The following is a 12,903-nucleotide window of genomic DNA, read 5'->3' on the forward strand; positions in this document are numbered from 1 at the left end:
TTCTGCGCCTATTCCCCGCAGTATTACCGATTGAGCATGGCAACGTCACGCAAAAAACGCGGATTTGGCACCAAATCTGGGCCAATTAAGCGTTTTGACCGCGGAATTTTGCCAAACCCACGAGATGTAGCGGAATCCTGCGAGCTGACCCCCAGACGAGCGGAGATAGCCGCCCGGAGGCGTCTTTCAAAAACTGGAAATGTCTTAACTCTGCTCTCTTTCGCCGATCTGCCGTCGACCTCTTGTGGAACGGTAGCACAACGCTTAGGTGCGATCCAGCCCATGACGGGTCCGCAACTGCGGAAAAACACTCTCCGGAAACATCCCCGAACCGCATCTTGGCGGGCACGCCGCCCGCAGGGCGCAGGACACATGCTTTCTTCCGTGCCTGTGAGCACGGGTCCGTCCAAATGGACCCGGGAAAAGAGCCACATTTCATGCCACCGAAAGACCGACATCTGATGCCGACGATCCGACAACTTGCCTACATAAGCTCCTCGAAGCTGCCCCTGGAACCCACCCTCCTGTCCGACATTCTCGACGTGTCGGTGCGCAACAACACCAATGACAAGATCACCGGGGTGCTGATGCATCACGACATGCTCTGGTTCCAGATTCTCGAAGGTGATGCGTCGCTTGTCGGACAGTGCTACCAGCGCATCTGCGACGACGACCGGCACACGAATATCTCGTTGACGCTGGACTGCACGGTCGAAAGCCGCGCCTTTCCCTCCTGGAACATGGGCTATGTCGGACCCGATGAAATCGGCGCACATTCCGGACACGCGCTCAAGTCGCTCGACGATCTGAGACCCGGCGAGATGACGCTGGACAGGCGCCATTGCGCGGCAAGAGAACTTTCCTTGCAGATGTTCAAGACGTTTCAGGAACGGTGATCCGGCCCGCTTGGCGGATCAGGTCGCGTCCGGGCCGCGGCTCGGACGCCGCTCACCAGTTGTCGCGGAACCATTTGACCGCGCGCTTCAGGGAACGTGCCGGATAGCGGTCCACCGGGATCTCGAAATCCCACCATTCGTCCTGCGGATGCGCCGCGAAAAGGCACAGGCCAACCGCGCTGGCGAATCCCGGCCCGGTTGCCGCCTGAGGCAATCCATGCACCCGCATCGGGCGTCCAAGCCGCACCTGCTGGCCGAGGATCTTGGTCGCCAAGCCGTCCAGTCCGGGGATCTGGCTGGCTCCGCCGGTCAACACGATCTGCTGGCTTGGCAGATGCTCGAAACCGGCCACATCCAGCCGCGCCCGCACCTCTTCGAGGATCTCCTCGACCCGCGGGCGCATGATGCCGATGAGTTCCGCCCGGCTGACCGTACGCCGGTCATGGTGCCAGTCTCCGGTATCGCCGCCGATCTCGATCATGTCGCGGTCATCCATGCCGGTTGCGACAACGCCGCCGTGGAACGTCTTGATCCGCTCGGCCACAGCCATCGGCACCTGCAACCCCATCGAGATATCGCTGGTCACGTGATCGCCGCCCATGCGCACCGCATCGGCATAGATCATGTGCTTCTTCATGAAGATCGACAGGCCCGTCGCGCCGCCGCCCATGTCGATGCAGGCCGCGCCCAGCTCCTGTTCGTCCTCGACCAGAGCCGACACGCCCGACACGTAGGCCGAGCTGGCGATGCCCGCCAGTTCGAGATCGCAGCGCTTCATGCAATGGGCCAGGTTCTGGATCGCCATCGCATCGACGGTCAGCATGTGCATGTCGGTGGCCAGTTCCTGACCGATCTGCCCACGCGGATCGATCAGACCGCTGCGGTGGTCCAGCGCGAAATTCACCGGCTGCGCGTGCAGCACCTCGCGGCCATGCCCGAAATCCGGCACGTCACAGGCCGACAACACGCGCGCCACGTCCTGTTCATCCACCGTGGTCCCGGCCACCTCGACCTTGCCGGCAAGCCCGTAGCTGCGCGGGTCGGCGCCGCCGAAACAGGCAATCACGTGATCGACCCGGATCTGCGCCATCTTCTGCGCCGCCTGCACCGCGGTGCGAATGGCGCGTTCGGTCTCGCCCATCGAATCGATCTCGCCAAAGCGCACCCCGCGCGACCGCGTTGTGGCGGCCCCGATCACCCGGAAGCCCGACTGCCCCGCGAGCGATCCGATGCTGTCGCTCTCGACACCGCGATCGGTGCCGTCGAACCGCAGAACCAGGCAGGCAATCTTCGAGCTGCCAATGTCGAGAATGGCGATCACCCCTCTCTGCATCGCCGCCCGGCGCATGTTGCGCATTGCCCGCTGTGACTCGTAAAGCTCGATCATTCCAATGGTTCCCCTGCCTCGATCGCCCGGATGCGAAGCAATTCCTGCACCGCTCCGTCTGTCATTCTGAGTGTCGGTCGGTGCGGCAACCGAAGATCGACCGCCACGAGGTCGCGCTCCAGCATGTCCACCGCCTGGTTCATCGCGATCACGCGCTCGAGCGCCTGCACCGCCTCGGTTTCGGGCAACAGGACGCGCTGGTCGCGGTCCAGCACCACGTCCCAGCGCCGCTCGCCCATGCGCACCAGTCCGCGCAGCCGTGTCGAAAGCGGCTCTGCCGCCGCCACGAGATCCAGCGCTTCGGTGACACGCAAATCCGCGCCGTCGCCGACGATCAGCGGCAATTCGGGCCAATCGGTGCGCACGAAGGCCGGACCGACAAGCACGCCCTCATTGTCCAGAAGCGCCAGCCCCCGATCGTTGCGCCACAGCACGACGGGCACGCGTTCGACCACGTCCACCTGGAGCACGTTGCCCTGCCGGACGTAAAGCCGCGCCGACTTCACCGGATCGAGCGAAACGATGGTCTCGCGCATCTTCTCGAGGTCGAGATCGAATGAACTGACGGGGAAATCAATCGGCAGCATCTGCCGAATGCCCTCGGCCACCAACTCGCTCGCTCCGTCGACGGCCATCATGTTGACCATGAACTCCGGGCGACTTTCGACCTGGGACCGGAGATCGGCATAGGTGTCGATGATCTTCATCCGGTTGTGATCGACCGAGAGCCACCAGCTGGCCACGCCGAAGGTCAGAAGACAGGGCACCCCGAAGCGCAGAAGCAGCCGGAAAAGCGGCGTCAGCATCAGACGCTCCATCCGGTACTTGAGCCGCGACGGCGCGGGATCGGGGCGCGCGCTCATCTGTGACATGACGCATCCTCCACGATCCAGCGGCACAGCGCGCCGAACCCCATGCCCACATGCGCCGCCTGTTCAGGCGTCAGCGATGTCGGCGTCATGCCCGGCTGCGTGTTGGTCTCGAGCAGGATCAGCCCGTCGAGCCCCCTGCTCTCGTCCCAGCGGAAATCGGTGCGGCTCACGCCCCGGCACCCCAGCGCGCCATGCGCCCGCTGCGCGAAGTCCAGACAGGCTGCGGTGATCTCGTCCGGCACGTCGGCCGGCAGCACGTGCCGCGACCCGCCGGGCTTGTATTTCGCGTCGTAATCGTACCACCCGTCGGTCAGGATGTCGGTCACGCACAGGGCCCGATCGCCAACCACCGTGGTCGTCAGTTCCCGCCCCGGCGCAAAGGCCTCGACCATCACGGTCTCGGGCATCTCGTCGGAAAGCTGCGGCGGCCCGTTGGCGTCCTCGTTGACCAGGTAGACCCCGACCGAGGAGCCTTCGTTGAACGGCTTGACCACATAGGGCGGCGGCATCACGTGACGGTGCCGCACCTCGTCGCGCGCCGCCAGAAGGCTCTCCACCACCGGCAGGCGATGCCTGCGATAGACGTCCTTGGTGCGCTCCTTGTCCATCGCCAGAGACGACGCGAGCACGCCGGAATGGGTATAGGGCAGGCCCAGCCATTCCAGCAGACCCTGCACACAGCCATCCTCACCCCAGCGGCCATGCAGGGCGTTGAAACACACATCAGGAGAAAGCGCGGTCAGCACGGATGCAAGATCACGGCCGGCATCGACCTCGTGCACCTCAAATCCCTCGTCCCGCAAAGCGGCAGCACATTCGCGCCCCGTCGACAGCGACACCTCGCGTTCGGCCGAGGGGCCACCCATCAATACTGCCACTTTCGGGTTTGCCCTGCTCGACATACCCAAAACCGCCTCAAATCATGGGGGTTTTCCCCCATTCTGCCTGGGGCTTTGCCCCGATTTATCCGGGGTCAGGCCCCATTGTCATGTCGTGCAACCTGCCCGGCGCACTGCCTTCACCTGCAAGGGTTTATCCCTTGTCAGCCCGCGCCGCATTTCCCAATGACATGCCGACGCGTTTGATTTCCCATTCTAACTCTATTCCAGAGTGTTGGAAAACCTTTTTTCGCACCTCTTCGCCCAGCCCCTCGAGGTCAGCCGCCGTGGCGCCCCCGGTGTTGACCAGAAAATTCGAATGCTTGGGCGACATCTGCGCCCCGCCGCGCGTCGCCCCGCGCATCCCCGCCTCGTCGATCACCTTCCAGGCCTTGAGGTCATGCACGTCATCCGCCTTGCCGGTCGAAGAAAACCCCGCCGGATTGCGGAAGGTGCTGCCCGCCGTGCGGTCCTTCGTGGGCTGGGTCGCATCGCGCTTGGCCAGCTGGTCTTCCATGCGCGCGTGCAGGTCCGCCGGATCGCCCGATGCACCCTCGAACACCGCCTCGACGACCACCGCGCCCTCGGGCAGATCGCTCGACCGGTAAGCGAGGTGCAGCGCCTCGGCAGGCAGGGTCACATGCTCTCCCGACCGCAGGACCACACGGATTTCGACAAGATGATCGGCCACGTAGGACCCGTAGCACCCCGCATTCATGCAGACCGCGCCGCCGATCGCACCCGGGATCGTGCGCAGAAAGGTCAGGTCGACCCCTGCATCCGCCGCCCGGCGCGCCACATGCGCATCCAGCGCCGCCGCACCGGCCGTCACGCGGTTGCCCGCGACCGAGATGCCGTTGAAGCCGCGCCCCAGCCGGATCACCACCGCGCGCAGCCCGCCATCGCGCACGATCAGGTTCGATCCGACACCCATCGGAAAGACCGGTACGTCATCCGGCAGATCGCGCAGGAAACAGCCCAGATCGTCCAGATCGGCCGGCTGAAACAGCCAGTCCGCAGGCCCGCCCACGCGCAGCCAGGTCAGATCGGAAAGCGGTTTGTCAGGGCTCAACCGGCCCCGCACATCGGGAAGTCGCGTCATGGCCCGCCTTGTGCAATGCAAAGGCCAAGGCGTAAAGCCTCATTCGGCGCGGCGCGTGACCTGCCGCAGGATCCACGCGAACAGATAGCGCAGCGGCCAGCGGAACACGCTGGCCATCGCCGCCGTGACGGCCAAGCCCCAGAACAGTCCATCGCTGACATAGACCCAGATCAGGATCGGCAGGCCCAGGGTCATCAACAGATAGGCCCTCCGCCAATGATTGTCCTGCGACGGGATCGCCGCCAGGATAGCGGCCAGGATGATCCAGCAGCACGCCGCGCTCAGGGAATAGCTCATTATCGGGGGATCTCCACCTCTTGCCCGGTCAGGCGTTTCCAGAAATACCGCAGCGGGTTGCGGTACATCGACCCGAAGGCCAGCAGCCCGGCAAACGCCGCCCAGATGCCGACCGCCCGGGCAATCATCCAGATCAGCACTGGCGCCGCCAACAACAGCATCACGCCGGGCACATATTGCCAGCGCATCGGCAGCATGGCAACAACCGCGGACGCAAACGCCCATGCAATGCAAAGCCAAAGAAGCATGCGTGTCTCCCGTGTTTCCGAAGCCTTTCGACCCTGCCACAACCAAGCCCAGGCGTCAGGCCAAATCACGACCAAAAAAGGGAAATCCGACGACCCCTGCCCGGTCCCGAAATTCTCTGGTTCGAAAATATCCTGGGGTGAGGCCGGAGGCCGAGGGGCGAAGCCCCTGTTTTCGGTCGACCGAAAATCGAGGATGCGTCACCGCATCCTCCGCCCCCCTCACGTCGCCAACCGATCGGGCAGCCCGTTGGCCCAGGTCGAGATCGTCCCCGCGCCAAGACAGACCACGATATCGCCTTCGCGGGCCTGTTCGCGGACCAGCCGTTCCAGATCGTCCTCGTTCAAAATGGCGCGGGCATGGCGGTGGCCGTGGCGGATCAGCCCCGCCACCAGGTCATCCCGCGACGCGCCTTCGATCGGGTCCTCGCCGGCAGCGAAGACCTCGGCGATCGCCACCACGTCGGCCTCGTTGAAACAGGCGCAGAAATCGTCGAACAGGCTGGACAGGCGGGTATATCGATGCGGCTGGTGCACCGCGATCACGCGCCCGTCCGACGCCTGCCGCGCCGCCTTGAGCACGGCGGCAATCTCGACCGGATGATGGCCGTAATCGTCGATGATCGTGACGCCGTTCCACTCGCCCACCTTGGTGAAGCGCCGGTTCACGCCGCCAAAGGCCGCCAATGCTTCGCGGATCTCGGATTTCTTCATGCCCAGGTGCCGGGCCACCGCCACCGCGGACAGCGCGTTCGACACGTTGTGATCGCCCGGCATCGGCAGGGTGCAGCCCTCTATGCCGTCACCCTCGGCCTGCAACGCGATGTCGAAATGCGCCACGCCCTTTTCATAGGTCAGGTTCACCGCCCGCACATCCGCCTGCGCGTTGAAGCCATAGGTCACGACACGCCGGTCCGTGACCTTGCCCACCAGCCGCTGTACCTCTTCATGGTCCGTGCAGCACACGGCCAGCCCGTAAAAGGGAATGTTCGACACGAAGTCCTGGAACCCCTGCCGCAACCGATCGAAATCGCCCCAGTGTTCCATATGTTCGGGGTCGATATTGGTGACGACGCCGATGGTCGCGGGCAGACGGTTGAACGATCCATCGCTCTCGTCGGCCTCGACCACCATCCATTCGCCCTGCCCCATCCGCGCGTTCGAGCCATAGGCGTGGATGATCCCGCCATTGATCACGGTCGGATCAAATCCGCCCGCCACCATCAGTTCGGCCATCATCGTGGTGGTCGTCGTCTTGCCATGGGTGCCCGCAATGGCGATGTTCGACTTCAGCCGCATCAGTTCGGCCAGCATGTCGGCCCGGCGCACCACCGGCAGGCCGCGCAGCCGCGCCTCGTCCAGTTCGGGATTGCCCGGCTTGATCGCGGTCGAGATGACGACCACCTCCGCCCCGTCCAGGTTCTCGGCCCTTTGCCCTTCGAAGATCCGCGCGCCCAGGCCCGCCAGGCGGTTGGTGATCTTGGACGCCTTCAGGTCAGACCCCTGCACCGTGTAGCCCAGGTTCACCAGAACCTCGGCGATGCCGGACATGCCGATGCCGCCGATGCCGACGAAATGGATGGCGCCGATATCGACAGGCAATTTGGTGGCGGCGTTCATTCGGTCTGTCCTTCCGGGTCCTGGGGAGCGTGGCCGGCCAGCGTTTCCACCAGTCCGGCGAGGTCTTCGGCGGCGTCGGGCCTGGCTTGCGCCAGCGCGGCCAGCGACATTTGCAAAGCGCCGTGGGAATCCTGCAAAACTGCAAAGATCTGTTCGGCAAGGCTGTCGACGGTCAGCTTGCTTTCGGGAATGCGGATCGCCGCCCCCGCCTCGACCAGCCCGCGCGCATTGGCGGTCTGGTGATCGGCGGTCGCGGCGGCGAAGGGAATGAGGATCGACGGGCGTCCGATGACGGAAATATCCGCCACGCTCGATGCGCCCGAACGCGAGATCACCAGCTGCGCCTCGCTCATCCGCTTGGGCACGTCGTTGAAGAAGGGCTGCACCTCGGCATCGACCCCGTGTTCGGCATAATAGGCGGCCACGCGTTCGCCGTCTTCGTCGCGCGCCTGATGGCTGACGCGCAGGTGTTGCAAGGTCTCCAGCGGCAAGGACGCGATCGCGGGCGGCACCACGTCCGACAGGACCCGTGCGCCCTGGCTTCCGCCGATGACAAGGATCGACATCGGGTAATCGCCGGGCGGGATATAGGCCGCGCCCGCGCGGTCCCTGACGGCGCGCCGCACCGGGTTGCCGACATGCACCGCCTCGACACCTTCGGGCAGGACCGTCGGCCAGGTGCCGCAGGCCACCCGGTCCACACGCTTGGCGAAAAGGCCGTTCACCCGACCCAGCACGCCGTTCTGTTCATGGATCATCCGCGGCCGCCGCAGGATCCAGGCCGCGCCCAGCGCCGGGATCGACGGGTAACCGCCGAACCCCACAACCACATCGGGCCGCTGGCGCAGCATCCGCCACGACATCGAGAAGACGCCGCCCAGCACCCGGAAGGGCACCAGCGCCCTCGACAGCACGCCCCCGCGCGCGAAGGTGGCGCTGGCCACCTGTTCGATCTCGGTGGAATGCGGAAAGCCGCCCGTGTAACGCGCGCCCCGCGCATCGGTGGACAGCTTCACCCGCCACCCGCGCCGCAGCATGACCTCGGCCAGAGCCTGCGCCGGGAACATGTGCCCGCCGGTCCCGCCTGCCGCGATGATAAGATAAGGTTTGCTCATGATGTCCCCGCCCAAGGATTGAAGGACAGAGACCTGTCCGAAAGGCGTTTGTCAACAAACCGGGACGGGAAACGCCCACATGATGGCACTATCGCAACCGTCCCCGCAAGATATCGCCGATTTCCCCCTGCGGACGCGAGCGCGTGAAGGCCAGAAGCATGCCCACGGCGATGCCCCCCGCGATGAGCGATGAGCCCCCGTAGCTCACGAAGGGCAGCGTCATGCCCTTGGCGGGCAGCAGCCGCACCGCAACCCCCATGTTGATCATCGCCTGCACGCCGAACATGCAGGCCAGCCCGGTACCCGCCAGACGGATGAACGGATCGCGTTCGCGCATCAGCCGCAGCAGCGACCGCACCACGATGGTGGCGTAAAGCGCGATGATGATGAGGACCAGCACAAGGCCATATTCCTCGGCGGCCACGGCGATGATGAAGTCGGTATGGGCATCGGGCAGCGACCATTTCACCTGCCCCTCACCCACGCCGACCCCCAGGAAACCGCCTTCGCGGATGGCGTTGGTGGCATAGCCAAGCTGGGTGGTCGGATCGACCTCGGGGCTGAGGAAGCCGTCGATGCGGCGCGCAAAATGTTCGGAATTCTGGTAGGCCACGGTCCCGGCCATCACCACCAGACCCGCCAGCACCATCAGCAACAGCATCGGCGCCCCGGCGACGAAATACATCACGCCCCAGCCGAACAGCACCAGACACGCCTGTCCGAAATCCGGTTGCAGCGCGAGCATCAGCACGATGCTGACGGTCACTGCGAAGGACAGGGTCTTGCCGGGCGGGCCACCCAGATCCTGGCTGGCTGCCAGCAACCAGGCCACGACGATGACGAAGGCCGGCTTGAGAAATTCGGACGGCTGGATCGCGGCAAAGCCGAGCGAATACCATCGCACCGCACCCTTGCCGAAATCCGTGCCGAAAAAGGGCAGCAAGGCCAGCGCGACAAAGGCCGCGACAAAACCCAGCACCGCGACCCGGCGGACCACGATGGGCCCCAGCATCGACACGAAGATCATCGCACCCAATGCCAGACCGCCGAAAACGGCCTGCCTCTGAACGTAATGGAACGGCGCAAAGCCGTTGCGTTCCGCCAGGGGTGGGGATGCGGCAAGTCCCAGCAGGATGCCGACGCCGAAAAGGATCAGGATGCAGGACAAGGACCATTTGTCGACCGTGCGCCACCACTTGGGCAACACAGGTTCTCCCGCGCGGGTTGGCACCGCGCCATAGACCATTTCCGTCATGGTTTCACCGCACTTTCTGCCTCGATCGCCCGTGTTGACCCGGGTCTCTGCGTCGATCCTAACCGATATGATTCGACCGATCCAGAGGAATGATTCGCCGCCTCCCTCTTGCGTGTTGTGCGGTTCCGTGATGGATGCCCGCCATGCAGGTGGACACGTTGATCCTTGGCGCTGGCGCAGCCGGCATGATGTGCGCGGCGCAGGCCGGGCCGTCGACGCTGATCATCGACCACGCCAAGGCACCGGGCGAAAAGATCCGCATCTCGGGCGGCGGGCGCTGCAACTTCACAAACATGCACACCGATCCCGCTTGCTTTCTTGGCAAGAACCCGCATTTCCACAAATCCGCGCTGAGCCGCTACACCCAGTGGGATTTCCTCGACCTCGTGACCCGTCACAAGATCGCGTGGCATGAAAAGACGCTGGGTCAGCTTTTTTGCGACGACAAGGCGACGCAGATTGTCGACATGCTGCGCACCGAGATGGCGCAGGCCGGCGCACAGCTTTGGCTGCAGACATCGCTTGTGGACCTGAGCCACGATGGCACGCGGTTCACAGCGCAGATCGAACGCGAGGGCAAACGCCACAGCGTCACCGCGCGCAATCTCGTGCTGGCGACGGGCGGCAAGTCGATCCCCAAGATGGGCGCGACCGGGCTGGCCTATGATATCGCGCGGCAGTTCGGGCATGTCCTGACCGACACCCGCCCGGCCCTTGTGCCGTTGACCTTTTCCGATCAGCGCTTCGCGCCGATTTCCGGCGTGTCGGCCCCCGTGGTGGCCACGGCCAACGGCACGGCCTTCGAAGAGGCGCTGCTCTTTACCCATCGCGGGCTGAGCGGGCCTGCGGTGCTGCAAATCTCGAGTTATTGGTCCGAGGGCGATGCGATCACGCTGGACCTTTTGCCGGAACACGATCTGGCCACCACGCTGAAGGCAGCCCGCCAGACCCACGGCAAACGCAATGTCACCACCGCCCTGGCCGAGGTGCTGCCGGAACGGCTGGTGGACCATCTCTCTGGCGAGTTGACGCTGGCCGGAAATGTCGGTGACCTGTCCGACAGACGCATTGACGAGATCACCACCCGTCTGCACCACTGGACGCTGACCCCCACCGGCAGCGAAGGCTACCGCACCGCCGAGGTGACGCTGGGCGGGATCGCCACCGACCGGATCGACAGCAAGACGATGATGTCCCGCGATGTGCCCGGCCTCTACATGATCGGTGAAGCGGTGGATGTGACCGGCTGGCTGGGCGGCTACAATTTCCAGTGGGCCTGGAGTTCCGGCGTCGCCGCTGGACGGGCCTTGCGCGAACAGGCTTGAATCCGTCACCGACCTGTTACAATTCTGCACGTATGTCGCACGCATCCCACCCCGTTCCCAAGGCGCCCGTCGTGCTTTTGCGCGGACCCTTGCGCGATCTTGCGAACCGCGCGATGCGCGGCAGCGGCGCACCGATGGCGCAGGAGCGCATCTGGATCGACCCCGGCGCGCTGACCCGGATCTATGTGCGCAATCCGGCCCAGACACCGGATTTCAAGCGGCGCCATTCGGGCATGGTGATCGGCGGTGACTGGGACCGGCAGACCGAACCGCTTGACCAGTCGTGGAAAATCGCCGCCTGCCTGGCCCGTTTCCGGGACGGCCGCGCGTGGGAGGAGACCGGTGTTTTCGACCGGATGCAGGAGATGGTCACGGCGCGTGGGTCCTTCGACAGTTGCCATTCGCCCGAGGACATCCGCGCGCGCTATGACGCGATCGACCAACTTCACGCAAGCATCACGGCGCACGGGTTTCGCGATGACACCGTCACGCGCCTTGGCGGGCCGCGCCTGCCGGGCGGCGTGTTCGTGCATATGGGCCGCGATGGCGCCCCGATTTTCGGCGCGATCGGAAATCACCGCGTCGGCATCGCGCGGGCGCTGGGGCTGACGCGCATCCCCGCTCAGCTTGGCGTGGTGCATCCCGGCGCGTTGGCCTCTGGCGCGCTGGCCCGGTTCCGGGGGCACCGGGCATGACCGGCTTGCGACAGGCCGTGGCCGCCGGCGTTCCGGTCAAGACCCTGCGCGACCTGAGCAACCGGCTCCGGTTCGGTCCGGACGCCCCCCGGAGCGATGAACTGATCTGGATTCGCCCGCGGGACGTCACCCATTGGTACCACCCGGATCCCGCGCATGGCGCGCCGAAATTCCGGCGCCGTCATTCAGGGATGGTGGCGGATGGCGATTGGGACCGCTCGCGCAAACCCTTCGGCAGCCAGATCAAGCTTGACGGGATTCGCGATCATTTCCAAAAAGGCGTGCCCTGGCAGAAGACCGATCTTTTCGACTGGATGCTCAGGCAAATCGACGAAAAGGGCCGCGCCGATGGATGCCGAACCCGCGAAGACCTGATCGCGCGGTACGAACGGCTTGATCGCATATACGACGAAGCCCGGCGCACCGGCACGCTGCGTCCGCATGGCAGCGTGAACCGGACCCGTGGCGAACAGGGCGGCATCCTGGTGCATATCGCGCGCGACGGCACCCCGTTGCGCGATGGCGGCGGGATGCACCGGTTCGCCATCGCCTATATCCTCGACCTGCCGAAAGTGCCGGCGCAACTGGGCGTGCTGCACCGCAAGGCGCTCGACTCGGGCCTTCTGCCGCAATTGCGCGACCGCAACTCCGGGCCGATCACGGGCAGTTGACGCGCGATCACGCATGATCACAAACGGAACATTTCGGCAGCCCTGCGGTTGACATGACACCAGCAACGCAACGAGGCCGACATGCTCAAGACCATTCTAAGCGCCATGGGGCTTTCGGTCTGGGCAGCAGGCGCTCTGGCCGCCGAGACCATCAGCGAAATCAACGTCACGGTAGAGCTGCACTCGATGGAAAACAGCGAGGCGGCGCATTTCTGGAATGCGTTGGGAAGCGATCTGGAGGCCGCCATCGCAGAGCGGATCACGGGGCATCTTGGCGAGGACGGATCGGAAATCGACGTCGAGATCAACGAGGTCGCGCTGACGCCCGACGCGGCACAGGACGACATGCCCGATCACTCGGTGCTGAAAGGCCTCGTGAAGATCATCGCACCGGAACATGTCGTCGAAGAGGTCTACGAACTCTCGGTGACCACCGAGGAAACCATGGGCGACAGCCATGCGGTCTACGACGCGATGATCGCCGCCTTCGCCGAAAACGTCGCCGGGAAGATCGACTGACCCGGCGACCCGACGTGCCCCGCGCG

General features: G+C 64.9%; 14 protein-coding genes. 5 read left to right on the top strand and 9 right to left on the bottom strand.

Features of this window, described 5'->3' with window-relative positions; all coding sequences use genetic code 11:
• The first annotated feature begins 437 nt into the window (after positions 1–437).
• Entirely contained in the window at positions 438–896 is a 459-nt protein-coding gene (locus LCF60_RS10390; RefSeq protein ID WP_292291633.1) for a BLUF domain-containing protein, read from the top strand.
• Positions 897–948: 52 nt separating this feature from the next.
• On the opposite strand, the gene ftsA is transcribed toward LCF60_RS10390, so the two are convergent.
• The 9 genes from ftsA to ftsW form a co-directional block, all read right to left on the bottom strand.
• Positions 949–2,283: a cell division protein FtsA gene (gene ftsA / locus LCF60_RS10395; RefSeq protein ID WP_292291635.1), complete on the bottom strand. Its 1,335-nt coding sequence runs from the start codon at positions 2,281–2,283 to the stop codon at positions 949–951.
• A complete protein-coding gene (locus LCF60_RS10400; RefSeq protein WP_292291637.1) occupies positions 2,280–3,155 on the bottom strand; it encodes a cell division protein FtsQ/DivIB in 876 nt (291 codons plus the stop codon). The genes ftsA and LCF60_RS10400 overlap by 4 nt, the downstream gene beginning before the upstream one ends.
• Positions 3,143–4,057 (bottom strand): D-alanine--D-alanine ligase, encoded by a 915-nt coding sequence (locus LCF60_RS10405; RefSeq protein WP_292291639.1) that lies wholly within the window; start codon positions 4,055–4,057, stop codon positions 3,143–3,145. The genes LCF60_RS10400 and LCF60_RS10405 overlap by 13 nt, the downstream gene beginning before the upstream one ends.
• A gap of 130 nt (positions 4,058–4,187) precedes the next feature.
• Positions 4,188–5,135 (bottom strand): UDP-N-acetylmuramate dehydrogenase, encoded by a 948-nt coding sequence (gene murB, locus LCF60_RS10410; RefSeq protein WP_292291641.1) that lies wholly within the window; start codon positions 5,133–5,135, stop codon positions 4,188–4,190.
• Positions 5,136–5,174: 39 nt separating this feature from the next.
• Positions 5,175–5,432, bottom strand: coding sequence for a DUF2484 family protein (locus LCF60_RS10415; protein WP_292291642.1), 258 nt, complete (start codon positions 5,430–5,432; stop codon positions 5,175–5,177).
• A complete protein-coding gene (locus LCF60_RS10420) occupies positions 5,432–5,680 on the bottom strand; it encodes a DUF2484 family protein (protein WP_292291643.1) in 249 nt (82 codons plus the stop codon). The genes LCF60_RS10415 and LCF60_RS10420 overlap by 1 nt, the downstream gene beginning before the upstream one ends.
• Positions 5,681–5,899: 219 nt before the next feature.
• Positions 5,900–7,297, bottom strand: a complete 1,398-nt coding sequence (murC, locus tag LCF60_RS10425; RefSeq protein WP_292291644.1) for a UDP-N-acetylmuramate--L-alanine ligase — start codon at positions 7,295–7,297, stop codon at positions 5,900–5,902.
• Positions 7,294–8,412, bottom strand: a complete 1,119-nt coding sequence (locus LCF60_RS10430; protein ID WP_292291645.1) for a UDP-N-acetylglucosamine--N-acetylmuramyl-(pentapeptide) pyrophosphoryl-undecaprenol N-acetylglucosamine transferase — start codon at positions 8,410–8,412, stop codon at positions 7,294–7,296. Before LCF60_RS10430 ends, murC begins: the two co-directional genes overlap by 4 nt.
• 88 nt (positions 8,413–8,500) lie before the next feature.
• Positions 8,501–9,667, bottom strand: coding sequence for a putative lipid II flippase FtsW (gene ftsW / locus LCF60_RS10435; protein WP_292291646.1), 1,167 nt, complete (start codon positions 9,665–9,667; stop codon positions 8,501–8,503).
• Positions 9,668–9,810: 143 nt separating this feature from the next.
• On the opposite strand from ftsW, the gene LCF60_RS10440 reads away from it, so the two are divergent.
• From LCF60_RS10440 to LCF60_RS10455, 4 genes are all read left to right on the top strand, one after another.
• Positions 9,811–10,992: an NAD(P)/FAD-dependent oxidoreductase gene (locus LCF60_RS10440; protein WP_292291647.1), complete on the top strand. Its 1,182-nt coding sequence runs from the start codon at positions 9,811–9,813 to the stop codon at positions 10,990–10,992.
• 32 nt (positions 10,993–11,024) lie between these two features.
• Positions 11,025–11,687 carry a hypothetical protein gene (locus tag LCF60_RS10445; RefSeq protein WP_292291648.1) on the top strand — a complete coding sequence of 221 codons (663 nt, stop codon included), beginning with the start codon at positions 11,025–11,027 and terminating at the stop codon, positions 11,685–11,687.
• Complete coding sequence (locus LCF60_RS10450; RefSeq protein ID WP_292291649.1) at positions 11,684–12,358, top strand: hypothetical protein; 675 nt, start codon at positions 11,684–11,686, stop codon at positions 12,356–12,358. The genes LCF60_RS10445 and LCF60_RS10450 overlap by 4 nt, the downstream gene beginning before the upstream one ends.
• Positions 12,359–12,439: 81 nt before the next feature.
• On the top strand, positions 12,440–12,877 hold the full coding sequence (locus LCF60_RS10455) for a hypothetical protein (protein WP_292291650.1): 438 nt from the start codon (positions 12,440–12,442) through the stop codon (positions 12,875–12,877).
• Positions 12,878–12,903 lie beyond the last annotated feature (26 nt).

The sequence above is a fragment of the Marivita sp. genome, from assembly GCF_020055635.1.
In the GTDB taxonomy this organism is placed as follows: domain Bacteria; phylum Pseudomonadota; class Alphaproteobacteria; order Rhodobacterales; family Rhodobacteraceae; genus Marivita.

Coding starts and splice junctions, on each gene's coding strand:
- LCF60_RS10390 (WP_292291633.1), top strand. CDS start 438: ATGCCACCGAAAGACCGACATCTGATGCCGACGATCCGACAACTTGCC.
- ftsA (WP_292291635.1), bottom strand. CDS start 2,283: ATGATCGAGCTTTACGAGTCACAGCGGGCAATGCGCAACATGCGCCGG.
- LCF60_RS10400 (WP_292291637.1), bottom strand. CDS start 3,155: ATGTCACAGATGAGCGCGCGCCCCGATCCCGCGCCGTCGCGGCTCAAG.
- LCF60_RS10405 (WP_292291639.1), bottom strand. CDS start 4,057: ATGTCGAGCAGGGCAAACCCGAAAGTGGCAGTATTGATGGGTGGCCCC.
- murB (WP_292291641.1), bottom strand. CDS start 5,135: ATGACGCGACTTCCCGATGTGCGGGGCCGGTTGAGCCCTGACAAACCG.
- LCF60_RS10415 (WP_292291642.1), bottom strand. CDS start 5,432: ATGAGCTATTCCCTGAGCGCGGCGTGCTGCTGGATCATCCTGGCCGCT.
- LCF60_RS10420 (WP_292291643.1), bottom strand. CDS start 5,680: ATGCTTCTTTGGCTTTGCATTGCATGGGCGTTTGCGTCCGCGGTTGTT.
- murC (WP_292291644.1), bottom strand. CDS start 7,297: ATGAACGCCGCCACCAAATTGCCTGTCGATATCGGCGCCATCCATTTC.
- LCF60_RS10430 (WP_292291645.1), bottom strand. CDS start 8,412: ATGAGCAAACCTTATCTTATCATCGCGGCAGGCGGGACCGGCGGGCAC.
- ftsW (WP_292291646.1), bottom strand. CDS start 9,667: ATGACGGAAATGGTCTATGGCGCGGTGCCAACCCGCGCGGGAGAACCT.
- LCF60_RS10440 (WP_292291647.1), top strand. CDS start 9,811: ATGCAGGTGGACACGTTGATCCTTGGCGCTGGCGCAGCCGGCATGATG.
- LCF60_RS10445 (WP_292291648.1), top strand. CDS start 11,025: ATGTCGCACGCATCCCACCCCGTTCCCAAGGCGCCCGTCGTGCTTTTG.
- LCF60_RS10450 (WP_292291649.1), top strand. CDS start 11,684: ATGACCGGCTTGCGACAGGCCGTGGCCGCCGGCGTTCCGGTCAAGACC.
- LCF60_RS10455 (WP_292291650.1), top strand. CDS start 12,440: ATGCTCAAGACCATTCTAAGCGCCATGGGGCTTTCGGTCTGGGCAGCA.